At 63.0% G+C, this 25,543-nt stretch carries 25 protein-coding genes; 12 read left to right on the plus strand and 13 right to left on the minus strand.

All coding sequences use genetic code 11. The features are described 5' to 3' along the window. Window positions 1–62 precede the first annotated feature (62 nt). The gene (locus V1288_RS17060; RefSeq protein ID WP_334358136.1) at window positions 63–575 is read left to right on the plus strand and encodes an HPP family protein; all 513 of its coding nucleotides are present in this window, start codon (window positions 63–65) and stop codon (window positions 573–575) included. A gap of 10 nt (window positions 576–585) precedes the next feature. Here V1288_RS17060 and V1288_RS17065 read toward each other — a convergent pair whose 3' ends face one another. Then, window positions 586–2,334, minus strand: coding sequence for an ABC transporter ATP-binding protein/permease (locus V1288_RS17065; RefSeq protein ID WP_334358137.1), 1,749 nt, complete (start codon window positions 2,332–2,334; stop codon window positions 586–588). A gap of 309 nt (window positions 2,335–2,643) precedes the next feature. On the opposite strand from V1288_RS17065, the gene V1288_RS17070 reads away from it, so the two are divergent. Further along, the gene (locus V1288_RS17070; protein ID WP_334358138.1) at window positions 2,644–4,308 is read left to right on the plus strand and encodes an L-lactate permease; all 1,665 of its coding nucleotides are present in this window, start codon (window positions 2,644–2,646) and stop codon (window positions 4,306–4,308) included. 138 nt (window positions 4,309–4,446) lie between these two features. Here V1288_RS17070 and V1288_RS17075 read toward each other — a convergent pair whose 3' ends face one another. Then, entirely contained in the window at window positions 4,447–6,204 is a 1,758-nt protein-coding gene (locus V1288_RS17075) for an adenylate/guanylate cyclase domain-containing protein (protein WP_334358139.1), read from the minus strand. 178 nt (window positions 6,205–6,382) lie between these two features. On the opposite strand from V1288_RS17075, the gene V1288_RS17080 reads away from it, so the two are divergent. Continuing rightward, window positions 6,383–6,799 carry an META domain-containing protein gene (locus V1288_RS17080; protein ID WP_334358140.1) on the plus strand — a complete coding sequence of 139 codons (417 nt, stop codon included), beginning with the start codon at window positions 6,383–6,385 and terminating at the stop codon, window positions 6,797–6,799. Window positions 6,800–6,823: 24 nt separating this feature from the next. Beyond that, window positions 6,824–7,294: a GNAT family N-acetyltransferase gene (locus tag V1288_RS17085; RefSeq protein WP_334358141.1), complete on the plus strand. Its 471-nt coding sequence runs from the start codon at window positions 6,824–6,826 to the stop codon at window positions 7,292–7,294. A gap of 6 nt (window positions 7,295–7,300) precedes the next feature. On the opposite strand, the gene V1288_RS17090 is transcribed toward V1288_RS17085, so the two are convergent. After that, on the minus strand, window positions 7,301–7,990 hold the full coding sequence (locus tag V1288_RS17090) for a hypothetical protein (RefSeq protein WP_334358142.1): 690 nt from the start codon (window positions 7,988–7,990) through the stop codon (window positions 7,301–7,303). Window positions 7,991–8,226: 236 nt separating this feature from the next. Between V1288_RS17090 and V1288_RS17095 the strand changes: the two genes are divergently transcribed. After that, window positions 8,227–9,111, plus strand: a complete 885-nt coding sequence (locus tag V1288_RS17095) for an SDR family NAD(P)-dependent oxidoreductase (RefSeq protein ID WP_334358143.1) — start codon at window positions 8,227–8,229, stop codon at window positions 9,109–9,111. Between the two features lie 351 nt (window positions 9,112–9,462). Further along, window positions 9,463–10,044 (plus strand): tetratricopeptide repeat protein, encoded by a 582-nt coding sequence (locus V1288_RS17100; RefSeq protein WP_334361332.1) that lies wholly within the window; start codon window positions 9,463–9,465, stop codon window positions 10,042–10,044. A 36-nt stretch (window positions 10,045–10,080) separates the two neighbouring features. Here V1288_RS17100 and V1288_RS17105 read toward each other — a convergent pair whose 3' ends face one another. The 3 genes from V1288_RS17105 to V1288_RS17115 form a co-directional block, all read right to left on the minus strand. Then, the gene (locus V1288_RS17105) at window positions 10,081–11,283 is read right to left on the minus strand and encodes a hypothetical protein (protein ID WP_334358144.1); all 1,203 of its coding nucleotides are present in this window, start codon (window positions 11,281–11,283) and stop codon (window positions 10,081–10,083) included. A 172-nt stretch (window positions 11,284–11,455) separates the two neighbouring features. Next, the gene (groL, locus tag V1288_RS17110) at window positions 11,456–13,102 is read right to left on the minus strand and encodes a chaperonin GroEL (RefSeq protein WP_334358145.1); all 1,647 of its coding nucleotides are present in this window, start codon (window positions 13,100–13,102) and stop codon (window positions 11,456–11,458) included. A gap of 160 nt (window positions 13,103–13,262) precedes the next feature. Further along, window positions 13,263–13,559, minus strand: coding sequence for a co-chaperone GroES (locus V1288_RS17115; RefSeq protein WP_057853021.1), 297 nt, complete (start codon window positions 13,557–13,559; stop codon window positions 13,263–13,265). A 336-nt stretch (window positions 13,560–13,895) separates the two neighbouring features. On the opposite strand from V1288_RS17115, the gene V1288_RS17120 reads away from it, so the two are divergent. Further along, the gene (locus V1288_RS17120; RefSeq protein ID WP_334358146.1) at window positions 13,896–14,411 is read left to right on the plus strand and encodes a hypothetical protein; all 516 of its coding nucleotides are present in this window, start codon (window positions 13,896–13,898) and stop codon (window positions 14,409–14,411) included. Between the two features lie 166 nt (window positions 14,412–14,577). Here V1288_RS17120 and V1288_RS17125 read toward each other — a convergent pair whose 3' ends face one another. Next, window positions 14,578–15,354, minus strand: coding sequence for a protein phosphatase CheZ (locus V1288_RS17125; protein WP_334358147.1), 777 nt, complete (start codon window positions 15,352–15,354; stop codon window positions 14,578–14,580). 307 nt (window positions 15,355–15,661) lie between these two features. Here V1288_RS17125 and V1288_RS17130 point away from each other — a divergent pair, with 307 nt between their 5' ends. Then, window positions 15,662–16,462 (plus strand): L,D-transpeptidase, encoded by an 801-nt coding sequence (locus V1288_RS17130; RefSeq protein ID WP_334358148.1) that lies wholly within the window; start codon window positions 15,662–15,664, stop codon window positions 16,460–16,462. Window positions 16,463–16,670: 208 nt separating this feature from the next. Here V1288_RS17130 and V1288_RS17135 read toward each other — a convergent pair whose 3' ends face one another. The 5 genes from V1288_RS17135 to V1288_RS17155 all read right to left on the minus strand — a co-directional run bounded on the left by V1288_RS17135 (window position 16,671) and on the right by V1288_RS17155 (window position 21,699). Beyond that, window positions 16,671–17,474, minus strand: a complete 804-nt coding sequence (locus V1288_RS17135; protein ID WP_334358149.1) for a DUF2076 domain-containing protein — start codon at window positions 17,472–17,474, stop codon at window positions 16,671–16,673. A 126-nt stretch (window positions 17,475–17,600) separates the two neighbouring features. After that, window positions 17,601–18,443: a ChbG/HpnK family deacetylase gene (locus V1288_RS17140; RefSeq protein WP_334358150.1), complete on the minus strand. Its 843-nt coding sequence runs from the start codon at window positions 18,441–18,443 to the stop codon at window positions 17,601–17,603. Beyond that, window positions 18,440–19,480, minus strand: coding sequence for a glycosyltransferase family 2 protein (locus tag V1288_RS17145; RefSeq protein ID WP_334358151.1), 1,041 nt, complete (start codon window positions 19,478–19,480; stop codon window positions 18,440–18,442). The genes V1288_RS17140 and V1288_RS17145 overlap by 4 nt, the downstream gene beginning before the upstream one ends. Window positions 19,481–19,555: 75 nt before the next feature. After that, window positions 19,556–20,533, minus strand: a complete 978-nt coding sequence (hisG, locus tag V1288_RS17150; protein WP_334358152.1) for an ATP phosphoribosyltransferase — start codon at window positions 20,531–20,533, stop codon at window positions 19,556–19,558. Then, the gene (locus tag V1288_RS17155; RefSeq protein ID WP_334358153.1) at window positions 20,530–21,699 is read right to left on the minus strand and encodes an ATP phosphoribosyltransferase regulatory subunit; all 1,170 of its coding nucleotides are present in this window, start codon (window positions 21,697–21,699) and stop codon (window positions 20,530–20,532) included. The genes hisG and V1288_RS17155 overlap by 4 nt, the downstream gene beginning before the upstream one ends. A gap of 266 nt (window positions 21,700–21,965) precedes the next feature. Here V1288_RS17155 and V1288_RS17160 point away from each other — a divergent pair, with 266 nt between their 5' ends. Both V1288_RS17160 and V1288_RS17165 read left to right on the plus strand, forming a co-directional pair. Further along, window positions 21,966–22,214 carry a type II toxin-antitoxin system ParD family antitoxin gene (locus V1288_RS17160; protein WP_334358154.1) on the plus strand — a complete coding sequence of 83 codons (249 nt, stop codon included), beginning with the start codon at window positions 21,966–21,968 and terminating at the stop codon, window positions 22,212–22,214. Between the two features lie 10 nt (window positions 22,215–22,224). Beyond that, window positions 22,225–22,518: a type II toxin-antitoxin system RelE/ParE family toxin gene (locus V1288_RS17165; protein ID WP_334361333.1), complete on the plus strand. Its 294-nt coding sequence runs from the start codon at window positions 22,225–22,227 to the stop codon at window positions 22,516–22,518. Window positions 22,519–22,584: 66 nt separating this feature from the next. On the opposite strand, the gene V1288_RS17170 is transcribed toward V1288_RS17165, so the two are convergent. After that, window positions 22,585–23,343, minus strand: a complete 759-nt coding sequence (locus V1288_RS17170) for a 16S rRNA (uracil(1498)-N(3))-methyltransferase (protein WP_334358155.1) — start codon at window positions 23,341–23,343, stop codon at window positions 22,585–22,587. Window positions 23,344–23,546: 203 nt separating this feature from the next. Between V1288_RS17170 and V1288_RS17175 the strand changes: the two genes are divergently transcribed. Continuing rightward, complete coding sequence (locus V1288_RS17175; RefSeq protein ID WP_334358156.1) at window positions 23,547–24,203, plus strand: hypothetical protein; 657 nt, start codon at window positions 23,547–23,549, stop codon at window positions 24,201–24,203. Between the two features lie 10 nt (window positions 24,204–24,213). Then, on the plus strand, window positions 24,214–25,149 hold the full coding sequence (ubiA, locus tag V1288_RS17180) for a 4-hydroxybenzoate octaprenyltransferase (RefSeq protein WP_334358157.1): 936 nt from the start codon (window positions 24,214–24,216) through the stop codon (window positions 25,147–25,149). Window positions 25,150–25,543 lie beyond the last annotated feature (394 nt).

Below are 25,543 nucleotides of genomic sequence, written 5' to 3' on the forward strand. Positions count from 1 at the left end.
CCTGTCGAAGACGAGGGGGCGGCAGAGCGATCTGCCGCCCCCTTTTCTTTTGGGTGGCGCGGATGAAACGGGATTGGCGGCACAGGCTGCAGAAAGCGATCTCCCGCAACGATCACCGCAGCGTGGTGGCGGGCGCTGTCGCTGGCCTCGGCGGCGCGATCGCCATCGGCGCCATGGAATTCTTCTCGTCCGTCGCGCACTACCCGCTCGCGGTGATCCCGTTCGCCACCTCGATCGTGCTGGTGATCGGATCGCCGGACGTCGAGCCGGCCCAGCCGCGCGCTTTGATCGGCGGGCACGTGATATCGGCGCTGGTTGGCCTCGCCGTGCTGAAGCTGACCGGGCCGCAGGCCTGGGCCGCGGCCGCCGCCGTCGGCCTTTCCATTCTGGCGATGTACGTGACCGGGACCTTTCACCCGCCGGCCGGCATCAACCCGCTGCTGGTGGTCTCAGGCAATCTGCCCTGGACGTTCCTGCTCGCGCCGGTGCTGGCCGGCGCGATGCTTTTGACTGCGTTCTCCTACCTCTGGCACCGCGGGGTGCGCCGCCAGCCCTGGCCGCGGCGCTGGCTGTAGATCCGTCGCTTCAAGACGGCGCGGCGACTTTGGCCGCCTCGCGCAATGCGAACTTATCGCCATCCCGGGTCAGCACGATGTTGCTCTGGTGGAACGCCTCCAGCGTCGAGCGGTGACCGATTGAGACAATGGTTGTGGCAGGCAATTTCGCCTGCAGCAGGCGATACAGCGCAGCCTCGGAAGGTTCATCGAGCGAGGCGGTCGCCTCATCGAGGAACAAATATTGCGGCGTGTGCAGCAACGCGCGGGCGAGCCCGAGGCGTTGCTGCTCACCGAGCGAGAGCGTCCGGTTCCAGTGCGCTTCCTCGTCCAGCCGCGACGCCAGTTTCGGCAGGCCGACTGCGGCCACCGCATCCCTGACCTGGTCGGCCGTGAAGGCCTCTGGCTCTGCGGGATAGACGATCGCCGCGTGCAGCGAGTCGATCGGGAAATACGGACGCTGTGGCAGCATCATCAGCTTGGCTCTTGGGGGGACCGCGATCGAACCGGTCCCGAACGGCCAGATCCCGGCAATGGCGCGGAACAAGGTCGATTTGCCAGACCCCGACGGACCCGTGATCAGGGTGCGCTCGTTACCGCGAAGGCTGAAATTGTCGGCGGAAACCAGCGGCGTTCCGTTCGGCAAGTGCACCAGCAGTTGGCGCAGGTCGATCTTGTTGCTGCCAATCGAGGCGACGACGTCGATGGTGCCGGGGCGGGTCGTCAGCGCCGCGGCGCTGGCAATCGCCTTCTCGAAGCCGTCGAGCCGCGCGACTACGGCGCGCCATTCCGCCAGCGTGCGGTAGATCGAGATAAAAAATGACAGCGCCCTTCGTACGCTGTCGAACGCGGATGCGGTCTGCTGCAAGCCGCCGAGCTGGATCTTGTTTGCGAAATACGCCGGCGCCACCAGAACGTAGGGAAAAATAATCGCGGCTTGGGTGTAGCTTGTGGTGAACGCCGTCACCCTTTTGGTCCGGCCCATGATGCCGTACCAGTTTTCGACGACGCGGGCGAAACGCTGCGACAGTCGCTCGCGTTCGGCGCTCTCGCCGCTCAGCAGCGCTATCTGTTCCGAGTTCTCGCGCACGCGAACGAGGTTAAAACGAAAATCGGCCTCGCGGCGCTGCTGGTTAAAATCGAGGTGGACCAGCGGCGAGCCAATCCATTGCGTCAGCGCCGTTCCAAGGACGGCATAGATCAGCGCGCCCCATACGAGATAACCTGGGATATCGAATTCCTTGCCGAAAACGTGCAGCGGCGCTGCTGCGGAGAGGCCCCACAGGATGATCACGAACGACGCCAGGGTCACGATTGAGCTTAGCAGGCCGATACCGATGCTCAGCGTTTGCTCGACGAACATTTTGACGTCGTCGCTGAGGCGTTGGTCCGGGTTGTCCGCGGCATCGCCGCTTAGCTGCATGCGGTAGTGATTTGCGTCGTGCAGCCACTCGCCCAGATATTTGGTGGTCATCCAGCGCCGCCAGCGGATCTGCAACCACTGATTGAGATAAAGCTGGTAGACGGCAAGCCCGACCGCGCAGAACGCCAGAACTGCAAAGATGCCGATTTCCGTAACGAAACTATCCCAGTTCCTGTCTTGAAGCGCATTGAAGAAGCGATTCTGCCACTGGTTGATCAGAACGTCGATCGCGACCAGCGAAAGTTCGATCGCAATCACCGCCGCCAGCAGTCCGCGGCCGGCCCATTTGTCTTCGGAGCGGAAATAGGGGGCGGAAATGCGCCACACCGTGGCGAGCGTCGAGCGAATATTTTTCACAGATTACCGTCTCCGGAAGGTGGGCTCCAACAGCCTGAAAAGATGGAGGAATTAGGGTCTACTACCGAGCTCACGGAATTGCCTGCCTGCGGCAGCTTGTCGCAGCCATTGCCGAGAGCCTAGCATGGTCGGAACGGCGAGGGGCGGCGGCGATCGAACTTCGCGAGGTTGTGAGCGTTGGCGATGCCAAGGCGGCTCAACCCCGCTTTTCCACGGTTGTTCCCGCGAATCGCTCAACTCATGCCCGGCCATCCAGGCTGGCGGGCGCGCCAATAACACGCGCCAATAACAAATGTCGGGAGAACCGCAATGTGGGATCAAATCTACAATCCGCTCGGCAACGCTGCGCTGTCGACGATCGCCGCTGCCGTGCCTGTCGTCACGCTGCTGGTGCTGATCGCCAGCGGCAAGGTCAAGGCGCATCTCGCGGCCATCATTGCGCTGATCGCCGCCAACATCATCACCATCGGCATCTTCACCATGCCAGCCAACATGTCGATCCGTGCCTCGCTGCTCGGCGTCGTGATCGGCTTCTTTCCGATCGGCTGGATCGTGCTCAACGTCATCTTTCTCTATCGCATCACGGTCGAGACCGGCCGGTTCGAGCTGCTGCAGCGGGCGATCGGCGGCGTCACCACCGATCGCCGCCTTCAGCTTCTCCTGATCGCGTTCGCCTTCGGCGCGTTCTTCGAAGGCGCATCGGGCTTCGGCACGCCGGTGGCGATCACCGGCGCGGTCCTGATCGGGCTCGGCTTCTCGCCGTTGGCGGCCTCCGGCCTTTCGCTGATCGCCAACACCGCACCTGTCGCCTATGGCGCGCTCGGCACGCCAATCCAGGGGCTGGCGTCGGTGACCGGCCTCGACCCCTATGTCCTCGGCGCCATGGTCGGGCGGCAATTGCCGTTCTTCTCGCTGATCGTGCCGTTCTGGCTGATCTGGGCGTTTGCGGGTTTTCGCGGCATGACCGCGGTCTGGCCGGCTATCCTGGTGACAGGCGTATCCTTCGCGGTCCCGCAATTCGTGATCTCGAACTACATCAATCCGTGGATCGTCGATATCGGGGCGTCGCTGCTCTCGATGGGCTGCCTGATCCTGTTCCTCAAGGTTTGGCAGCCCCGCGAGCTCTGGACCTCTCCGGCGTTGCGGGGGCGGGATGAATCGGCCGCGACCGTGAAGCCCGCCGCGCCGCTGGATACGGCGAAGCTCAGCCAGGCGCAGCTCTGGAGTGCGCTGCTGCCGTGGGTCATCGTCTGCGTCGTGATGCTGATCTGGGGCAGTGGCGCGTTCAAGAACTGGGCGAATTCGATCTTCGTCTGGAAGTATCAGGTGCCCGAGCTGCACAACATGATCAACAAGATGCCGCCGGTGGCCGCGAAGCCGACGCCCGAGGCCGCGCTGTTCGACTTCACCTATCTGTCCTTCACCGGGACGGGCATGCTGATCGCCGCGCTTGTTTCCGGTTTCCTGATGGGCTTCTCGCCGCTGAAGATGATCGGCGAATATGGCCGCACCATCAGACTGTGTGCGATCTCGCTGATCACGATCTCGGCGATGCTTGCCATCGGCACGCTGACGCGGCTCTCCGGCGTCGACGCCACGCTCGGCCTCGCCTTTGCCGCGACCGGCGTGCTCTATCCCTTCTTCGGCACGCTGCTCGGCTGGCTCGGCGTGGCGTTGACGGGATCGGATACGGCTTCCAACGTGCTGTTCGGCAATCTGCAAAAGATCACCTCCGAACAACTCGGCCTGTCGCCGGTGCTGATGGCCGCCGCCAATTCGTCCGGTGGCGTGATGGGCAAGATGATCGATGCGCAATCGATCGTCGTCGCCTCGACCGCGACCAACTGGTACGGCCACGAAGGCTCGATCCTGCGTTACGTCTTCCTGCATTCGATCGTGCTGGCCTGTCTTGTCGGCGTGCTGGTAACGCTGCAGGCCTACGTCTATCCGTTCACGATGATGGTTTTGAAATAGGGTTAGCTATCGAGGTAATGACCAAAATCCCCGCGGCAGTGCGCGTGGATATCCCATCGGCTGGGCACTTATGAATCGGATCGGATCGGATAGGCACGTCGTCCGTTCGGCTTGCGGCTGACTTGGCCGAATTCACGATCACTCTGGAAGGCCGGCTTTTCGCAGACTGCCGGTGAAGGTGGCGAAGTCTTCATCCCGGCGGAATGCTGCCAGGTCTGTCAGGTTCGAAATGCGCAAACCGGGTTTGTGTTTCAGAGCCAGTTCCACGCCCTTCTGTGCAGGTTCAAGCCGTTCAGCAAGCGCATTGCTCGCCGCATATACGCATATTGGCAGCAGGAAAGCCGGATAGTCACGCATGGCCGATTCGGCGCACGACGACGCCATGTCGTAGTCACCCGACAGAAAATGAGCATACGCGGCGGCTCCATGCATGCCTGAGGGGTCGAGTGGATTTAGGCGCATGGCGTGCGCGGCATGTTCAAGCGCCAGGTCCGGCTCGCCTCTCCATACCCTCAGCCACGCACTAAGTGTCCAAGCAGTGGCATAGTTCGGATTAACTGCCAGTCCCCGATCCATGAAAGCCGCCGCTGCGTCGAATTCGTGCGCTATGAAGGCGAGAGCATAGCCGCCCATACACAATGCGACCGGGTCGTCATTGCCCAAATGCACTGCTTTCCGAGCGAACCGCGTAGCTTCGGCGCTCTCCTGTACCTGCTCCATCATCCAACCGCGCGCCTTTCCCTGAACGTAGCACCATGCCGCCATGCCGTAGGCACAAGCCAATTTGGGATCGGCTTCGATCGCTTTGCAGTAAAGCTGGAGAGCCTCGCGATTTGCATCCTTCGACCCTCGATGATGCCTGGCTAGTCCGCGGAGGTAGTAGTCATAGGCTGCCAGATTTTCGGTTGGCTTACGGTTGGCCCGCTTGATATCCTCACGCTGCAGCTTGGGGGCGATTGCACCCACGACGCTCTCAGTGACGTGGTCCTGAAGATCAAAAACGTCTTGGAGTGCCCCCTCAAAACGGCCCGCCCAGAGATGTGCCCTGGTTTCCGCGTCGATAAGCTGACCCGCGATACGAATGCGGTTGCCCGCCTTGCGCACGCTACCTTCGAGGACGTAGCGCACACCAAGCTCTCGGCCGACTTGCTTTACATCGACCGTCCGGCCCCTGTAGGTGAAACTTGAGTTTCGTGCGATCACAAACAGCCAACGAAAGAGCGACAGCGCCATTGTAATATCTTCGACGATGCCGTCTGCTAAGTACTCCTGCTCTGGATCGGCACTTAGGTTCTGGAAGGGTAGCACCGCAATCGAAGGCTTGTCGGGATGTGGCAGCGTGGGTTTTCGTGGGACTGCCTCGTCCACGACTCTGAAAACCCGAACCGCGTGCTCAATATTTTTGAGATCTTGCTCGCCCATATCGACAAACTCAGCCCGAATCTTGCCTCGGACGTGATCGTAGGCGGAAGACGAGATGCAGATGCCGCCAGGTTCTGCTATGCTCTCGAGCCTCGCCGCAATGTTAACGCCGTCTCCAAAAATGTCATGGGGTTCGACGATCACGTCGCCGATATTGATGCCCACCCGAAAAGCGATGCGATTGTCTTCAAAGTCACCGATTGTAAGCTCCTTGATGCGGGCCTGGAACTGCACAGCAGCTCGAACCGCTTCGACCGCGCTCGGAAATTCCGCCAAGAATCCGTCGCCGGTGTTCTTCACGATGCGCCCGCCGTGTCCAGCAATTGCGGGCGCGACGCTATCGACGAGGAACGTTGTCAGTCTGGCGTGCGTAGCCTCTTCATCATTGTGCATAAGACGCGAATAGCCAGCCACGTCGGCGGCCAAAATCGCCGACAACCTGCGCTCGACTCGGACTGGTCGCTTGTGCACCATGGCCGCAATCCAACCCTCGATATATTGTACGACCGATCAGGCTATTTAGCCAACGTGCTTTAGGGACGGCTATCCAAGGCTGAGGTCGGCTTTTGGCGAGCCCGCCCCTAGCCAATCACGTCGTTGTCCAATAGAACGGCGCGCGGCGCGGTAGGTCCGGTATTTTTCGAGAGGTTGCATGTTTTCATTCGCACGCACGGCCCGGGCAGGCACGGCTTCGCTCTTGCTGATCGGGGCGGCCCTGACATTCACCCCGGCCTTCGCCGATGACGGCTTTCCGTTCGGAACGGAAATGCAGCTCGACGTGAACCGCCAGCCTGGCTCCAAGCGGATCCCCAATCTGGAGATCGGCGATGCCGGCGAAGTGGTGCTCGAACTCTGGTGCAAGGGCGGCAAGGGCCAGTTTTCGGTGGCGGGCAACACCGTGATCTTCGTGGCCGGCGCCATGCAGAACCGGCCCTGTCCGCCGGACCGCGCGCAGGCCGATGACGAGTTGATCGCAGCGCTGAGCGAAGCGGGCACCTGGAAGCGGCAGGGCGATTTCGTGTCGTTCGTCGGCGCGAAGACGCTGCGGTTTCGCATCAACACGAACTAGGCCTCGTGCGAAAAATGGCCGGGGATGAGCAAGTCTGAGATCAACATTGGGCCCGAAGACCCGAGGCAGGCGGACGTGCGGCGCATCCTCGCCGAATCAAGCGCGTACCTGCAGGCGCTCTATCCATCCGAAAGCAATCACCTCGTGGACGTCGATGCACTCGCAGCACCCGACGCGGTCTTTCTCGTCGCGCGCCGCAATGGAGAGCTTCTCGGATCGATTGCATTTCGGATCATCGCGCCCGGACATGCCGAAATAAAGCGCATGTTCGTGCGCGCTGAAGCCCGGGGCGCTGGATTAGGTCGACGCCTGCTTCATGCACTGGAAGATGCTGCGCGGCAAAAGCACATCAATCGCATCAGCCTGGAGACAGGCATAAGGCAGCCCGAGGCGATCGGGCTCTATCGCGCCGCCGGCTATCAGGACTGTCCGCCGTTCGGGAGCTACAATAACGATCCGCTCAGCCTGTTCATGACCAAGCGCCTGCAGCCCTGAGCGCGGTTAGGGCGTCGCAATCAATCCGCTGGCGGTGGCAATGACCCAGCGGCTGCCCCAGCGCACGATAGACTCCACGCGTCCGAGTCCGGGAATTGTGTCGCCGCGTGCGGCCATCCGAATTCCGTCAGGACCTTCGAGAACGGCGGTGCCGTCCCGAACATCGACAACCGTCCAGCCGGGAATCGTCGCCGGCTTCGTCTCCGGCGCCGCCACCAGGGGCTGCCGCATCGCGATTGCAGCGGCGGAAGGGCTCGCATTTGCCTGGGAGGCCGGGCTCGCAGCCGGGCGTGTCCCGCCCGGCAACAGGGCGGATGGCTTGGGAATACTTCCGACAATGGCGGGCGAATCGGACGCCGATGCCGCCTTTCGAGTGCCTTCGATCCTGCCGCTTGGTCGTGCTTCGGAAATTCGCGGCGAGGGCACTTCCTTCTGCGCGACTTCCACAAGACCGAGCTCGCTTGCGAACTGCGGCCAGTTCAGCCCGCCGGCCCATCCCAATCCAAAGCTTGCCACCAGCGCTGCAGCGACCAGCACCGCGGCGCGCGCCCGATCGCCAAATGGCTCCCGAACCACCAATACGTCGTCGCGATCGGGCTTGAGGAAGTTCCACAGGCCCGCGGGTTGCTCCGGCCGCTGGCCACCAACTACATTCCCCGACCAGATCTCAAAGGTACTCGGCTCGCGGTTTTGCATGGCGTGGCCCACGTTTTGGTGAACCGATGATGATCCGGGAAGCTGAATCGAATCTTAATAATCAAAGCCCGGCACCAGATCATTGGCGCTATACTGACAGCCCGACAGGTTCATGTCGGCTCTGCTTGGCAGTGGCGAAAAGGGAACGGGTAGCTAAAAGCTGCGTCGTGCCCGGCGCGAACCTGACGGTCGCAGGCCCTCCCACATTCCGGGGTTCCCCACAGGAGGATAGCGAGATGACCGAACGAATTTCGTTGGAGGGGAAGGTCGCGGTTGTGACTGGGGCAGGCCGCGGGCTGGGGCGGGCGTACGTCGAGCTTCTCGCCGAACGCGGCGCCCGGGTCGTGGTGAACGACCTGGGGACCAACGTATCGGGGTTCGGGAAGGACTCCCGGATAGCGGAAGAGGTGGCCGACCTCATTCGGTCACGCGGAGGCGAGGCAATCGCGAGTGACAGTGATGTTTCCACCCCTCAAGGCGGCAGTGACCTGATCGCGATGACCATCGAGCACTTCGGGAGAATCGACCTGCTCGTGAACAACGCTGGTATCTGCGGACGCCAGCCATTCGAGGATGCCACCCTTGATGATTTTGATCAGTATTGGCGCGTGCACCTCGGTGGGCCGGTCAACACGGTGAAGGCTGCCTGGCCGCAAATGGTCGCGCAGCGGCGTGGGAAGATCATCCTCACGACGTCAGTCGTCGGCCTGTTCGGCATGCGTGGCCAAGCCACCTATGCGGCGGCCAAGAGCGCACTGGTCGGATTGATGCGCATTCTTGCGATCGAAGGTGCAGAGCATGGCATTCTCGTGAACACCATTTCGCCAGTCGGGTACACGAGGATGCACCCGGCCGCGGGATCCCGCGTGTCTGAAGCAGATGGAAAAGCCACCACGCCTGTTGAGGCTGTTGCGCCAGCGATCGTCTGGCTGGCAAGCGACGGTTGTTCGGAGACGAACCGCATCTACAACGTGGAAGCCGGAGCAATCCAACGTATCGCTATCGTCATGGGACCTGGCTTCTACGATCCACATCTGACACCTGAGAGCATCGCCGAGAACTACGCAAAGGTCGAATCGATCGAGGGCTTCTCCGAGCCGGGTCCGTTCGAGCCCGGGTAACGGCGGTACTCGCTACAGACACCTGCAACTGGCTAAGAACCTCTAACTCAATGGATCATTGTGCACTGTGCCGCGGCGATCGGCAGCATCGCACGCGTCACATTCTTGTCGTTCATCGGCGCGGAGCCGCTTCGGTTTCGGATCAACACCAATTGGGACGCGACTCGTAGTAGACCGAGATAACTTCTCTGGTTCCGCCCCATTCGGACTTCGCCAAAGGCTCGAAGGTCGAATACCGGTCCGCCTGGTACCAATAATAAAGTTGAGAATGATCCTGGCCGAGAAGCGATATGGCCTGCCCGTGTGACGATTGCTTAACCGAAATGCGCATTAAAGTTGGCCGTCGTGAAAATGATCGGCGATACCGATGCCCGTGCTTATCGCGAGCGTGGCTTTTTTTATCACAGGCAAGGCCGCCTCGAGTTGTCGCTGGCCGACTACACCGCCGGAGCCAAGCTCTTTCCCGACAATGGAGATTTCCCAAACGGCCGCGGGGTAGTCCTTAGCGATCAAGGTAAATTCGACGAAGCAATCAGCCAGTTTGACGAGGCGATAAGGCTTGATCCGACAGCCGGCGTTTTCATGCTTGGAAGGGCGGAAGCCTATAATCGTTCGGATCGGCCGCAAAAGGCGCTGGAGGATTGCAACATGGCGCTAGCACTCGGGCATCTCACACGAAATGATACTTATCGACTTCGCGTCGGCGTTGGAACCGCGCATCTCAAGCTAAAGAACCACAAGGCCGCGATTGAAAGCCTGAATGCCGCTGTTGCGCTCAGTCCCAGCTCCACCACTGCGCAGAGGTATCGCGGACTCGCATTCGAGGCGACGGGCGAACTTGATCGTGCGTCTCACGACTATGAGGCTGTCCTGAAACTGAAACCCGACGACGACTTCGCTGCAAAGCGGTTGCAGAAGCTGCGCGCAAGATAAGCCTCCGGCACGGTTTCTTCGCGCGTCGAAAGCGCTCTACTTCCACACACTTCTGTCCGCATCCCAGCGCTGGCCCTTGAATTCCTTGGCCAGCGCCTCGACCGAGCCATTATCGTCTTTCGGTTCGCCGCCTTCTTCGTCGCCGGTGGATTCTTCCGACAGGTTCAGCTTGGGGCCCGTGCTTTCATCCGCGGTGGTGATCACCGGGCTCGAGATCCACAGCATCAGCCGGTCGGTTGCACCCGGTTTGTCCGGTGAGACCAGCGCGGTGACCTCGACGCTTTCGGTGAGTCCGAGCGCGGGATAGATCGGGCTCGGTCGCTTGAAGGTCAGTGTCAGTTTTCCGGTGTTGGCGTTCCATTCGGTGTCCGCCAGCTTGGCGGCCAGCGTTTTGGCCAGCACGCCCGACAGCGCGGAAGCGATCTTGTCCTTGTTGATCTTGTCGCCGTCGCGCCATTCGGCCGCCGCAAAGCGGATGGTGCGGTCCATCTCGACAGAGCCGCTGGTCCATCCCGCCGCGACCACGCCGGGCATTGATTTGGCCTTCGCAATCAGCGCCGCAGTGCGCTCCGGATCGGCGGTGAGGTTGATGGTCTGCTCGCCGGCGCGCAGCGCGTCGCAGGAGATCGAAAGGCTCGAGAGCCCAACCTCGACGGCCTCGCCCTTCAGGCTCTTGAGGAAATCCAGCGCGGCGTCGAGTTTGACCCGCACGCCGAACGCTTCCGGCGAAACCTCGGTAAAATCCTTCGGCGCCGGGGTGATGCCGTCGTCGCTGGTCTGGTTATCCAAAAATTCCTTCTCGCTGAGATCGGAATTGTCCGTCGAGGCCACCTCGGTGACGGTCTGGCCGATCGTGATCTGGCCGCGGAATTCGAAGGTGTCGCCGACCGGCTTGCGCAGCAATTTGACGACGACTGGCTGCTTTTCACCGAGGCTCTGCGTGGTGCCCGTCAGGTTCTGCCCGTTGAGGACAGCGAGATTGGCGACGAAGCGGTCCTTGCGGTCGGAGCCCTTCGCGGCGGGGTAGCAGACGTCGAGGGTAGCCGCGATGACGTTCTTGCCCTGGCGCGTCTCTTTCAGCACGACGTCGGCATTTCCGTCCATCAGGCCGTCGATCGCGGTGAAATACCGCGTCTCGATGGCGCCCGGCGCCGTCTTGGAAGGAAGTTTCATCTGAGCGAAAGCGAGGCTCGGGGAGGCCGTGACAAGACCGAGCAGGAGAAGGAAGCGCGCGCGCATTTGAAATTCCCTGAAACGATTGGAATCGGCAGGGGTCGTAAGTAGCAAACCCTGGCGGCGTTTTCGAGCCAGCACGTCCGGAACCGATCGGCTCGCTTCATTGCCAAAAAAGCCAAAAAAGAAGGCCGCCCGGAGGCGGCCTTCGATCTGTTTGCGTGGGGAACGTCGGGCCCTAGAAGCCCATGCCGCCCATTCCACCCATGCCGCCGCCACCGCCGGGCATCGCCGGCGCCGGTTCCCTCGGCAGTTCGGCGACCATGGCTTCGGTGGTCACCAGCAGGCCCGCGACCGACGAAGCGTCCTGCAGTGCAGTCCGCACCACCTTGGCCGGGTCGATGATGCCCTTGTCGACCATGTCGACATATTCCTCGGTCTGCGCGTCGAAGCCGAAGGTTTCGGACTTGTTCTCCAGGATCTTGCCGACCACGATCGAACCCTCGACACCGGCGTTCTCCGAGATCTGGCGAACCGGGGCTTCCAGCGCCTTCAGCACGATATTGATACCGGCCTGGACGTCGGAATTGTCGTTGTTGATGCGGCCGACGGCCTTCTTGGCGCGCAGCAGCGCCACGCCGCCGCCCGGCACGATGCCTTCCTGCACGGCCGCGCGGGTCGCGTTGAGGGCGTCCTCGACGCGGTCCTTCTTCTCCTTGACCTCGACCTCGGTCGCGCCGCCGACGCGGATCACGGCGACGCCGCCGGCAAGCTTGGCCAGCCGCTCCTGCAGCTTCTCACGGTCGTAGTCCGAGGTGGTTTCCTCGATCTGCGCCTTGATCTGCGTGACGCGGGCTTCGATGTCCTTCTTCTTGCCCGCCCCCTTGACGATCGTGGTGTTTTCCTTGTCGATCACCACCTTGCCGGCGCGGCCGAGCATGTTGATGGTGACGCTTTCGAGCTTCATGCCGAGCTCATCGGAGATGAGCTGACCGCCGGTCAGGATCGCGATGTCTTCCAGCATCGCCTTGCGGCGATCGCCGAAGCCGGGCGCCTTGACGGCGGCGACCTTCAAGCCGCCGCGCAGGCGGTTCACCACCAGCGTCGCCAGCGCCTCGCCCTCGACGTCCTCGGCGATGATCAGAAGCGGACGGCCGGACTGCACCACGGCTTCCAGCACCGGCAGCATCGACTGCAGGCCGGAGAGCTTCTTCTCGTGCAAGAGCACGAAGACGTCTTCCAGCTCGGCGGTCATCTTCTCGGCGTTGGTGATGAAGTAGGGCGACAGGTAGCCGCGGTCGAACTTCATGCCTTCGACGATGTCGACCTCGGTCTCGAGCGACTTGTTCTCCTCGACCGTGATCACGCCTTCATTGCCGACCTTCTGCATCGCCTGGGCGATCATCTTGCCGATGGCGGTGTCGCCGTTGGCCGAGATGGTGCCGACCTGGGCGACCTCGGAAGAGGCGGCGACCGGCTTGGCGCGCTTTTCGAGATCCTTGACAACCGCGTGGACCGCGATGTCGATGCCACGCTTCAGATCCATCGGGTTCATGCCGGCGGCAACCGACTTGGCGCCTTCGCGCACGATCGCCTGCGCCAGCACGGTCGCGGTGGTCGTGCCGTCGCCGGCGGTGTCGTTGGTCTTGGAGGCGACTTCGCGCAGCATCTGCGCGCCCATGTTCTCGAACTTGTCCTCGAGCTCGATTTCCTTGGCGACGGTGACGCCGTCCTTGGTGATGCGGGGTGCGCCAAAACTCTTCTCGATCACGACGTTGCGGCCCTTCGGACCGAGCGTCACCTTCACCGCATTGGCGAGAACATCGACGCCGCGCAGCATGCGCTCGCGGGCGTCGCCGGAAAATTTAACGTCTTTGGCAGCCATTTGGATATGCTCCTTGAAATTGGGATAATCAGCCGCTGCTCTTTCGTCATTGCCGGGCTTGACCCGGCAATCCATCGCCTTCGCGTCACTCTTCCGAAGAGGATGGATGCCCGGGTCAAGCCCGGGCATGACGACTGGTGTGCGGTGATGCAGGTTGGTCTCAGCTCAGCACGCCCATGATGTCGGACTCCTTCATGATCAGGAGTTCCTCACCGTCGAGCTTGACCTCGGTGCCCGACCATTTGCCGAACAGCACGCGGTCGCCGACCTTGAGGTCGATCGGAATCAGCTTGCCGGCCTCGTCGCGGCCGCCCGGGCCCACGGCGGTGACTTCGCCCTGCGACGGTTTTTCCTTGGCGCTGTCGGGAATGATGATACCGCCCTTGGTCTTCTCTTCGGCATCGATGCGCTTGACCACGACGCGGTCGTGCAGCGGACGGAATTTGGATTTAGCCATGACGTCTCCTCTTGAAGTTCCGTGGAAGGCGTGGTTTCAGGTCTGTGCCACGAAAATGGCTGGGAATGCCGGGTATTCGACGCCGCCCCGGGCGGGACAGCACGATCCTTAGCAATCTTCGTATTTGAGTGCTAAACGTGGGGCCGGGGAATATGGCTTGGCGCTGATCCTGTCAAGCAAACAAGGGGGTTAAGGCCTTCTTGAGGCCAATATAGGATGCTCCCACGGAAACCAGATCGGTGCAGCGGCGTAATTTTGACGGACGTCATTGCTCCGGCAGACTTTTTGCGGTTGGCTGCTTGACGGGAGCAGCCAGGAATTGCTCGGGGGAATGCGATGATCAGTTCACGTAATGCGCGTACGGTTGCCAATCTGGCGATCGCATCGGCGCTGACGGTCTTGCTGGCGGCGTGCAGCAGCATGAGCCTGCCGTCGCTGTCGTCCAGTCCGCCTCCCGACGCCGAGCCTGGCGTTGCGCCCGATATGCCGGCCACCATCCGCTCCGACGAGATCGTCGGCCGCTGGGGCCTCGCCTCGTTCCAGAATCCCAATGACCGGGCCCGGACCGAAAAGATGGCGCGCGACCAGTGCAAGCAGCCCTACGTGATCAGCGCCGGTCAGTCGGGCGGCGTGGTCATGCATCTGGCCGACCAGGCCACCCCGCAGGAACTGCGCCTCAAGGGCAGCCCGAGCGGCAAGAACTATATCGGCCCGGCAGGCCCGACCCCTGGCGAACAGGACCGCGAGATCGTCTCGTTCGACGGCCGCGTGCTGATCACCCGCTTCATCGACAAGGATGCCGCGGTCCGTTACGGCAACATGGTCTATGTCCGCTGCGCGCCGCGGGCGTGAGGCGGCCAAGGAATTCCGTCATTGCGAGGAGCGAAGCGACGAAGCAATCCATCGCGCCGCAAGCGGGGGAATGGATTGCTTCGCTTCGCTAGCAGTGACGGTCGTGGAAATAAAAAACGCCGGCGTCTCGCCGGCGTTTCTATTTAGTCAGCGTTAACCAGTCCGATCAATCGAACAGGGCGTCGATATCGTCCTGCGAGGCGTGGCCGGCGTCGCCGTCCAGCTTCGGGCCGTTGAGTAGCTTGGCGTCGCCTTCGCGGGTGTCGACGATCGGCGCGGCGTGAGCCTTGATCGCGTCGACGCCGCCCCAGATGTCCATCATCGTGTAGATGTGCTGCTCGATGAACTTCATCGTGGTCATCACCTTGCTGATGCGCTGGCCGGTGAGGTCCTGGAAGTTGCAGGCTTCGAAAATCGAGACGACGCGTTCCTGAATGTCCTCGCTGAGCAGCTTCTGCTGGTCGGGCGAGATGTTCTTGGACAGCGCGGTCGCCGCCTGATCGATCGCTTCGGTAGCCTCGAGGATCTGCTGGGTGGCCTGTTCGGTGCCGCCGACGACGGCGCCGAGCTCGCCATTGACCTTGGCCATTTCCTGGCCGTCAAAGCTCTTGCCGTGCAGGGTGGCGATTTCGCGCTTGGTGCGGTTGATGGCGTCGTGAATGAGATCGAGCTCGACCTTCAGCTTCGCGCACTGCTCGATCTGGGCGCGATAGGTTTCCAGCAACGCATGGGCATCGGCGGTCTCGCGTGCGATATCGGTGGCGACAGCCGAACCGTCACGGGCGTGGCCGAAGCCTGCCATCTGCGCACGGATCGCGCGCAGCTCGGCCATGATCTCACGATGCATCGGGCCGATCTCGCCGCCTTCGATGGCAGGCATGACAATTGGCGCGTCGCCCAGAATGGCTTGTTCGATACGAAAACGTTTGCGATTGACCGACATGAGTTTTTCCACCCCTTCACTTCACGTGTGTTTTAAACCGATGCGATTTAACGTGAGGTTCACGCCGGAACGCGTCGTGGTGGCGGTTTGCCCGCGGCCGCATACCAACGATTAACCATGAGGGATGCGCGTTCACGCAAAATAAACGCTACCGGACAAATCAGCGCGCGATTGTCGTCGTGGTGAATCGAAACGCCGTTTCCGTTTACCAAACCGATTAGGTTTTGATTTGTATTGATCGCGTGCAACGGCGTTTGTCGAGCCGCTGCCGCGAACCCGTAAATGACGAACAGTACAGAGTACGTCGATGTCCGGAAAAATCTCCCTTGCGCTCCTCGCGGGCGCGTCTTGCCTTTGCTTCGCCAGTGAGGCCAGTGCGATCGACGCCTCGCCAATGGCCGGCCCCGCCGTGATCTACGCAGGCCAGCCCGCACAACCCGCACCGGTGCGCATCGCCTCTGCCGAACGCTCCAACATGGGCGGCGGCTTCATCGAATTCCTGTTCGGCGACGCGCCGCAGGGCGGGCGCTATCAGCAAGCGCCGGCCTATCAGCCGCAGCCCGACTACGGATATGGCGGGCGGCGCGCGCTTTTGCCGCCGATGGATCCGCAGCAGTCGATGCGCCACGAGGAAGAGATGGTCGATCCGGCACAGCGTCCGCTCGATCCGAAATACGAAAAACAGGTGGTCGAGTATCACGGCAAGGAAAGCGCGGGCACCATCGTGATCGACACCCCGAACAAGTTCCTGTTCCTGGTGCAGGGTGACGGCAAGGCGCTGCGCTACGGCGTCGGCGTCGGCCGCCCCGGCTTCACCTGGTCGGGCGTCAAGACCGTCTCGGCGAAGAAGGAATGGCCGGCCTGGACGCCGCCGCCGGAAATGCTGGCGCGGCGTCCCGATCTGCCGCGGCACATGGAGGGCGGCCCGCAAAATCCGCTCGGCGCGCGCGCGATGTATCTGGGGTCATCGCTCTATCGCATCCACGGCTCCAACGAGCCCTGGACCATCGGCACCAACGTCTCCTCCGGCTGCATCCGGATGCGCAATGAGGACGTGATCGATCTCTACGGCCGCGTCGGCGTCGGCGCTAGGGTTATCGTGATCTGATTATCCAAGACGGCCGCGAAAACGGTGTCGTCCCTGCGAACGCAGGGACCCATAACCACAGGTCTACGTCGCTGAAGAAAGTCGTCGATCAAGGCCCAACAATTATGGCCGCGGAGTATGGGTCCCCGCGTTCGCAGGGACGACGGCAGAGTGGAATAAAAACGGCCGCCCGTTCAGGCGGCCGTTGTTGTTTTAGCTCTCGCGTGCCTCACGCGTAATCGCCACCGCCATCATCGCCGTCGAAGCCGTCGGCATCGTGATCCATGTCGTCCTCGTCATGCGAGGCCTGATCGAAGAAGCCCTGCCGCGAACCGGAATCATTGTCGTTGTTGTCGGCGCGCCGGCTTGACGAGCCGATGTCGTTGATGCCGGCATCGCGCGCCAGATCGCCGCCGGACTGGTCGCCCCACGGCCTGCGGTCTTCGATCCCGCCGCTGTGGCCGGCCGTGTCGCCGAAGCTTTGGTGGTTGCCGCCGCCGCCCATCATCGAACGGAGGCTGCCGGCGAGCAACGAGCCGCCCACCACGCCGACCGCGGCCGCTGCCGCGGTGCCGAGAAACGAACCGCCACCGCCGCCGAACGGCGGTTGCTGCGCGCCATAGGAGGGCTGCGCATAGGCCGGCTGATTATATTGGCCGGGCGCCTGGTTCTGCTGCAGGACCTGGCCGGTGTTCCACGCCGGACGGTTGCTCGCCATCTCGGGCGCGCGCACGTTGGGCACCGAACCATGCGACTGGTTCTGTCCGAAGATCGCGTCGCGCATCGAATCGAGGAAGCCGCCGGATTGACCCTGTTGACCCGCCGCTGCTTCCAATTCCTGGATACGCATGTCGGCGCGCTTCAGCGCCTCGTCCTGCACCAGCGTCGTTTGCACCAGCGCATAGACCGCGTTCGGCGCGTTGCGCAGGCCCTGCATGATCGCAGACATCGCCTCCGGATCGCGCTTGGCGCTTTCCAGCTTGGCGAGCCGGTCGAAAAGATCGTCAATCAGTTGGCGTTCTTGCGGTGTCATGGCCCTCTCCTTCGCGTCGAATCGAGACGCGTCAAAAAGATGTAGGGCGGGCTTTGTGTCGCAAGTAGTGGGCGGCCGAATTAAATTTTGGTATGCGACAAAACGCCGTGATTTCCTTAAGTCTTATCAACTCAATGTAACTTTGTTCGCCGCCAGCAATGTCGGGAATCGATCGCTTGCCAGGAACGCATGTTCCGCCTCGCGCTGGGTGGTGAGGGGATCGAGACCCCTGAGCGTTTCGTCGACAAACCCAGGATGGCACATCACCAGTCCGCCTTCCGGCAAGTCCTGAAGGAACTCACCCATCAGCACGGCGAAATCGGGCGCTTTCGAAAAATCATAGGCGCCGGCGAAGGCGGGATTGAACGGGATTTTCGCCGCAGCGGCGCGCTTGCGGAATTGCGCGCTGAGAACGTCGAGCACCAGCGCCTTGGGCGCGCCGAGCAGCTTGGCCAAGTGCTGGAGGCGCCCGCCCTGGCGGACCCACGCCGTAGGGGCTGCTTCCTTCACCGCGCGCAGGAAGGCGTCGCGCACCCCAGGGAAAAGTTGCGCGTGCTGGTGGCCGTCGACGAAATCGGGCGCGCGGCCGAACAGCTCCTTGAACGCCGCGAGCTGAGCCAAAACTTCGTCCTCGATCATGTCAGGGTCGAGCCGCCGCAACAGGCCCGCTCGCAGCAGATTCGAAAACGGCAGAAACAGGCCGCCGTCGGTGGGGCGGAAGTGCATCGTCAGCGGACGAAACGGCGCGGTCAGCGTCGCATGCAGGCCGATCGCGCAGCGTGGGCTGTTCGCTGCTGTATCCTGCAGTGCTGTGACCTCGGCGCGGCTAATCGCTGCGCCAACCACCATCACCGACGTTGCATTGAGACGGCCGCGGGAGATCAGATCGCGGATGGCGCGGTTGACGCCCTCGGCCAGCCCGTAGTCGTCGGCGCACAGCCAGATCCGGCGCAGCGCGGCGTCGTTCATTCGGCGGCGGTCCGTTCGCTGGCGGCGGTCTTGCCATCGGCGCGCTTTTCGGAATGCTCGGCGACGAAGTAGATCGGACGCGCCTTCAATTCGGAGAGGATCTTGCCGATATATTCGCCGACGATGCCGATCATGATGAGCTGCACGCCGCCGATCGTCATCAGGCCGATCATCAGCGAGGGATAGCCGGGGACCTGCTTGCCGGTGGTCCACACCTCCCAAAGAATGGTCAGGCCGAACAGGAAGGCGCTGATGGCCAGCAGCACGCCGAGCAGGCTTGCAAAGCGCAGCGGCGCCACCGAGAACGACGTCAGCCCCTCGATCGACAGGCCGATCAGCCGGCCCGGGCTGAACGTGGTGACACCGTGCGCGCGCGGCGCCGGCTCGTAATCGACGCGGATCTGGCGGAAGCCGATCCAGTTCGACAGGCCCTTGAAGAAGCGGTTGCGCTCGGGAAGCTGGCGCAGCGCCGTGGCCGCGCGCGGCGACAGCAGGCGGAAATCGCCGGCGTCCTCGGGGATCTTCTGCCGCGCGCCCCAGTTGATCAGCGCATAGAAGCCGTGCACCGCCTGGCGGCGCAGGAACGATTCATTGTCGCGGTGCGCCTTCGCCGTATAGACGACGTCGTAGCCGTCATCGATCCAGTGCGAGACCAGCTTTTCGACCAGATCAGGCGGATGCTGGCCGTCGCCGTCCATGAACAGCGTTGCGCCGCGGCGGGCATGGTCCAGCCCCGCCATCAGCGCGGCCTCCTTGCCGAAATTGCGCGACAGCGACACCACCTGGATGTCGAGCGCAACGGCGTCAAGCGTGCGCGCGATCGCCAGCGTATTGTCGGCGCTGCCGTCGTCGACATAGACCACTTCGCTTTCGAGGCCGTAGCGCGCCTTCAGCGTGCGGGCGAGGCCGACCAGCCGCGCGTGCAGCAAAGCGAGCCCTGCCGCCTCGTTGTACAGCGGCACGACAATCGACAGCCCTTGCGCCGCGGCGCTGGCTGCGGTCGTCGACAGGCGGGAAACGTCAGAGCCGAGCGTCATCGATCAGGTCCCAGATTATCCAACCGTATATGTTACCGGCCGCTAGCTGTCGCAACGATGAACGAAACGGCAGCCTTATTGCCGCAAGAACGCCTCGAGCCTGGCAAATAACGGGTTTTCCCGGTCGAGCACATAGTCGAGCGAGGCGATCGACACCGTGTCGGCGCCGTGCTCGCGCAGAAAACTGCCGAGCGCGTAAAGCTGCACCGGGGGGCAGTGCAGGGTGATCATGCCCGACGAGGTCGGCCCGCCGAACGGCGCCACCACACCAAAACGGTTATGCGCCTCCGCCAGCAACGCATCGTTGCAGCCGGCGAAGCGTGTTCGCACCTCGCGATATTTGCTGGCGCGCGCACGCGCGGCGATGTGGTCGAGGATGACGCGCGCGGTCTCGCGGGCGTCAGTCGACCAGTCGGCGTCGCGGGACGCCACGAGATTGGCCTGGCTGCGCAGGATCACGCCGTCATCCAGCACCTTGAGGCCGTTGGCAGCGAGCGTCGCGCCTGTGGTGGTGATGTCGACGATCATCTCGGCGGTGCCGACGGCGGGCGCGCCCTCGGTGGCGCCGGCGCTTTCGACGATACGGTAATCGACCACGCCGTGAGCGGCGAAGAAGTTGCGCGTCAAATTGATGTATTTGGTCGCGACCCGCATCCGCCGGTTATGCTTGGCGCGGAAACCGGTGGTGACGTCGTCGAGATCGGCCATGGTGCGGACGTCGATCCAGGCCTGCGGCACCGCGACCACGACATTGGCGCTGCCGAAGCCGAGATTGTCGATCAACAGCACGCGCCTGTCGGCGTCCGCGATGCTTTCGCGCAGCAGATCCTCGCCGGTGACGCCGAGATGCACCATGCCGCGCGCCAGTTGCGAGGCGATCTCGCTCGCCGAGAGATAGGCAATCTCGACATTGTCGAGGCCCGCAATGGTGCCGCGATAGTCGCGCGCGCCGCGCGGCTTCGCCAGCGATAGCCCCGCGCGCGTGAAAAACGCCTCGGCGTTTTCCTGCAGGCGTCCCTTGGAGGGAACGGCGAGGACGAAGGGGGCGGTCATGCGGCGCTCCCTTGCTTGCCGAGTTGCGTCAGGGCTTCGATCCAAACCGAAAAGCCGACCGCCGGGATCGGCGTCGGCGAACCGAGCTGCGTCATCAGGCCATCATAGCGCCCGCCCGCCACCAGCGGTTCGATGCCGTTGCCCAAGGTCTTTCCTGCGTCGTGCAGTTCGAATTCGAAGCCGGTGTAGTAATCGAGCCCGCGGCCGAACGAGGTGGAAAACCGCGTCAGCTTCGTGTCGATGCCGCGCGCGGCCATGAAGCCGATGCGGCTTTCGAGCTGGTCGATGGCGGCTCCGAGATCGAGCCTGGCGTCGGCGGCGAGTGCGCGCAGTTGCGCCACCGATTCATCCGGGTCGCCCGCGATCGCGAGGAAGCGCTTGATGATGTTGAGCGCATCGCGGGGCAGCGCGCCGCCTTTCAAGGTCGATTGTTCTAGGAAGCGGTCCGCGATTTCGGCGACCGTGCGGCCGCCGACATTGGTGGTGCCGGCGATCGACATCAGGTCGGTGACCAAGGCCAGCGCCGCCTTGCGGTCGGAGCCGGCAAGTGCAGCCAGCACACCTTCATATTCGTTGCGGCCGGGTGCGGTCGCAAGCGTCAGCCGCTCGATATCGTCGGTGAGGCTGACCTTGCGGTTGAAGTCCTTGATCAGCCGCCGGCGCCAGACCGGATAGAGATTAAGCGCATCGATCAGCGCGGTGAACAAGGCGACGTCGCCGGTGCGGACTTCGACATCCGTCAATCCGAACGCCGAGGTCGCTTCCAGCGCCAGCGCCAGCATTTCCGCATCAGCCGCAGCGCGGTCCTGTCGGCCGAAGGATTCGATGCCGGCCTGCAGGAATTCGCTCGGCTGGCCGCCGCGATAGCGGAACACCGGTCCGAGATAGCTGAAGCCCGCGGGCTTTCCGGCGCGCTTCGAGGCGAGATAGTCGCGCGCCACCGGAATGGTGAGGTCGGGGCGCAGGCAGAGTTCTTCGCCCGACGCGTCGGTCGTCAGGTAAAGGCTCTTGCGGATGTCCTCGCCGGAGAGGTCGAGGAATGGCTCTGCCGGCTGCAGGATGCCGGGGTGGGCCTGGATGTAGCCGCCTTGTGCAAACGACAATAGCAGCGCATCCGCCCAGGCGGCGGATCCGGCAGCACCTCTGACGGCAGCGGTCGCGGTCATTTCAGGTCCAAATACCCGGAAAAACCGGGGTTCCAGGGTTCGTTTGGGGTTCCGCCCGGAGGCCGGCGGCTCGTTGGCGCAGGCCTTACCATGGCCGAACCGCCGTTTCGACAGGGATTGGCGAAGTGGCTTAATGATTGGGAGCGTTAACGATTTTAAGACGGCTTGGCTAGCAGGAGCGTCGGACGCTGTAACCGCGTGGGTTTGATGGCAAAGATTGCTAAAATCTGTGGTCGCATCCATATTTGGGAAGAAAGGTGCTCGCCATGAATATGAATGTCTCGCTGACTGACGAACTTAGCGAGTTCGTCAAAGCCAAGGTTTCGAGTGGCCGCTACACCTCGGCAAGCGAGGTTGTGCGCGAGGCGCTGCGGATCATGGAGCAGACGGAAGAAGCCCGGCTGGCTTTCCTGCGGAATGCCTGGGCGGCAGGCCAGGCGAGCGGCGACGCAGGCGTGGCCGATTTTGCGAGCATCAAAGCACAAGGTCGGGCGCTGAAGGCGGCGGGCAAGTAGCTTGGGAGAGGTGCGCCTTTCCCGGCTCGCAGAGCGCGATCTCCTGGAAATCTGGATTCGCATCGCGGCGGACAAAGGTCCTGACACGGCTGACCATTGGATTGATCGTATTGAAGCGCGGTGCCGCCAATTGGCGGAATTTCCCGAGTCGGGACCGGCTCGCCCAGACATTGCGGACGATGCGCGGATGATGGTGATGGCGCGCTGGCTGGCGCTTTACGAAATCACGAAGGGCGGCGTCCGCATCATGCGCATCGTCGATGCCGCGCGCAATCTGGGCGAACTGGACCTGTCCGGCGAGTGAGCGCGTGGCGCTTCGTGTCGGAGCGGCGGCAACTCCTCGGCAGACACGGAGGCTCGAGTGCGGGCGCTATCCTTCGCCTGAACTCCGCCAGTCCCCCAGCGCCGCCTGCACCAGCGCCAGCACGGCGACGCCGGCGGTATCGGCGCGCAGGATGCGGGGGCCCAACGACAGCCGCAGCGTCCTCGGCTCCCGCAGCAGCATCGCCCGTTCTTCCCCGGCAAATCCACCCTCGGGGCCGATCACGACGTCGATCCCGTCGGTGGCGCTCAACCCCTGCTGCAGCGCCTCGATGGGATTGCCGATGTCGGCCGCCTCGTCGCAGAACACCATCAGGCGGCTGGTTTCGCGTTTTTCGAGAAAGCGATCGAGCGCAACGGGTTCAGCGACCGCGGCAAGGCTCAGGATGCCGCATTGTTCGGCGGCCTCGATGACATTGGCGCGCATCCGCTCAACGTTGACCCGCGAAACCCGGGTGTGCCGCGTCAACACCGGCTGCAGCCTGGATGCCCCCATCTCGACTGCCTTCTGCACCATGTAGTCGAGCCGCGCGTGCTTCAGCGGCGCAAAGACATAGGCGATGTCAGGCAGGCGATCTTGCGGCCGCGTCCGCGCGACGATCGTCAGGCCGTCGGGCCGCTTGCGGCCCTCGATCTCCGCCTGCCATTCGCCGTCGCGGCCGTTGAACACCAGGATGTTTTCGCCGGCCGAGAGCCGCAGCACGTTGCCGAGGTAATTGCTCTGGTTGCGCTCCAGCGCGATCTTCCCGCCCTCTTGCAAAGGGGCGTCGACGAACAGGCGAGGGGCGCGAAAGTCGAATTCGGGCATGGGAATGTTCCGTTTCCCGGCGCTTTTAGCCCAAAGCGCTAGAATCCGGAGCTATTTTTAGCTTTCGACGCGGCCCTACGCCGCGCTGCTGCCCCAATCAACGGGTTGTTAAGCGTCGGCAGGAATCGTAAAAAGCCCGTCGCAAATCTGCGTCGTTCGGAAGACGTTGGGGCTGCCTGACCTTGCCGGAGAACAAACCCTTGATGATCCGCCGCCTGATTGTGCCGCTGACCGCTGCCATCGTGACCGTTCACGCCGGGCATGTGTTTGCGCAAGGTGCGTTTCCGGCGCCATTGCCCAACCAGAGCGCGGCACCCTCGAATGCCTCGCCGTTTCCGCCGGTGAATGGCGCCGCGCCATCAGCCTCGGTCGGCGCGCCGTCGCCGTTCCCATCGCAAGGTGCCGCCCCGGTCTCCCGCGGATTCAGCGGGCCGCCGCCCCAGGCCAGTGGCTCGGCAGACGACTGCATGAAGGGTTTCGTTCCCTTGCGCGAGGAAGCCGAGCGGCGCGGCAAGATGATCAAGGCCGCGAGCGACCGCAAGGCGCCGCCGGACGAGGCCTGCAAGCTGATCGGCAATTTCGGCCAGGCCGAATTGAAGATGATCAAATATGTCGAGACCAACGCCGCCAAATGCGGAATTCCGCCGCAGATCGGCGACCAGCTCAAGAACGGCCACAAGAACACCGAGAAAATGCAGAAGCAGGTCTGTGCCGTCGCGCAGCAGGCGCAGACGCGCGGACCGGCCGGTCCGAGCCTGAGCGAAGTGCTCGGCTCCTCGGCGGCGCTCCCCGAAGCGCAGCCCGTCAAGAAGGGCGGCAGCACCTTCGATACGCTGAACGGCAACGTTCTCGCGCGATGATCGCGGTCCGATGAGCGACGCGACCGCCCGCGTTGCCGACGCCACCGGCAACTGGGTCGATACGCATGCGCCGTCCTGGTCGCGGCCCTATTTGCGGCTTTCCCGTTTCGACCGTCCGATCGGATCGTGGCTGTTGCTGATGCCGTGTTGGTGGTCGGCGGCGCTGGCCGCCGGCGTCGCACGTGACATTTCGCAATTGCCGCTCGTGATCGTGCTGTTCTTCATCGGCGCCTTTGTCATGCGCGGGGCGGGGTGCGCTTGGAACGACATCACCGACCGCGATCTCGACGCGCGCGTCGAGCGGACGCGGTCGCGGCCGCTTCCCGCCGGGCAGATCAGCGTGACACAGGCGTTTGCCTTCCTGGTCCTGCAGGCGCTGATCGGACTTCTGGTGCTGCTGCAGTTCAACCGTTTTGCGATCATGACCGGCATCGCCTCGCTTGTCATCGTCGCGGTCTATCCCTTCATGAAACGCATCACCTGGTGGCCGCAGGTCGTGCTGGGCCTCGCGTTCTCCTGGGGCGCGCTGATGGGGTTCGCCGTCACGCTCGGGCGGATCGATCTGACCGCGCTCGTGCTCTATGCCGGATCGATTGCCTGGGTGATCGGCTACGACACGATCTACGCCCATCAAGACACCGAGGACGACGCGCTGATCGGCATCAAGTCCACCGCACGCCTGTTCGGCGCGCGCACCCACCGAGCGCTTGCGGTGTTTTATTCGCTCGCGGTGATACTGATCGGCGCAGCGCTGGTGCTGGGCGGCGCGCGCTGGCCGGCATGGATCGGCCTGGCCGCGTTCGCCGCGCATCTCGTCTGGCAGATCAGGCGATTGGACATCAGCAATCCCGCCCTGTGCCTGCGCGTGTTCAAATCCAACCGCGATGCCGGGCTGCTGCTGTTTGCTGGGTTGCTCGCGGACGCAGTGATGCGTTTGGTCTCGTAGGGTGGGCAAAGGCGCGTTAGCGACGTGCCCACCGTCTATCATTGAGCACGCTTCGAAATGGTGGGCACGCTTCGCTTTTGCCCATCCTACGGACTGCGAACTGATTTGCGCTCTGCGCATGCGATGGACGCTGATGGCGCGCAAGACGTGCGGGCCGGAAGCGTACGGCGAAGTCGTGTGGTTCGGGCGCCGCGGTCCTGGCATTAAGTTAAGTCCCAGGAGAAGCGAAGCTTCTCGGGGGCGACGGAGGCAACAGAGCCGTTCTCCGCGCCGCGAGAAGGCGGACGCACACCTCGCCGTCATTCCGGGGCTCGCCAAGCGAGAACCCGGAATCCATCGAACGACAGAGCAAGTGGCGAAATGGATTCCGGGCCTGCGCCAAGTGGCGCATCCC

The organism is Bradyrhizobium sp. AZCC 2176, assembly GCF_036924645.1.
In the GTDB taxonomy this organism is placed as follows: domain Bacteria; phylum Pseudomonadota; class Alphaproteobacteria; order Rhizobiales; family Xanthobacteraceae; genus Bradyrhizobium.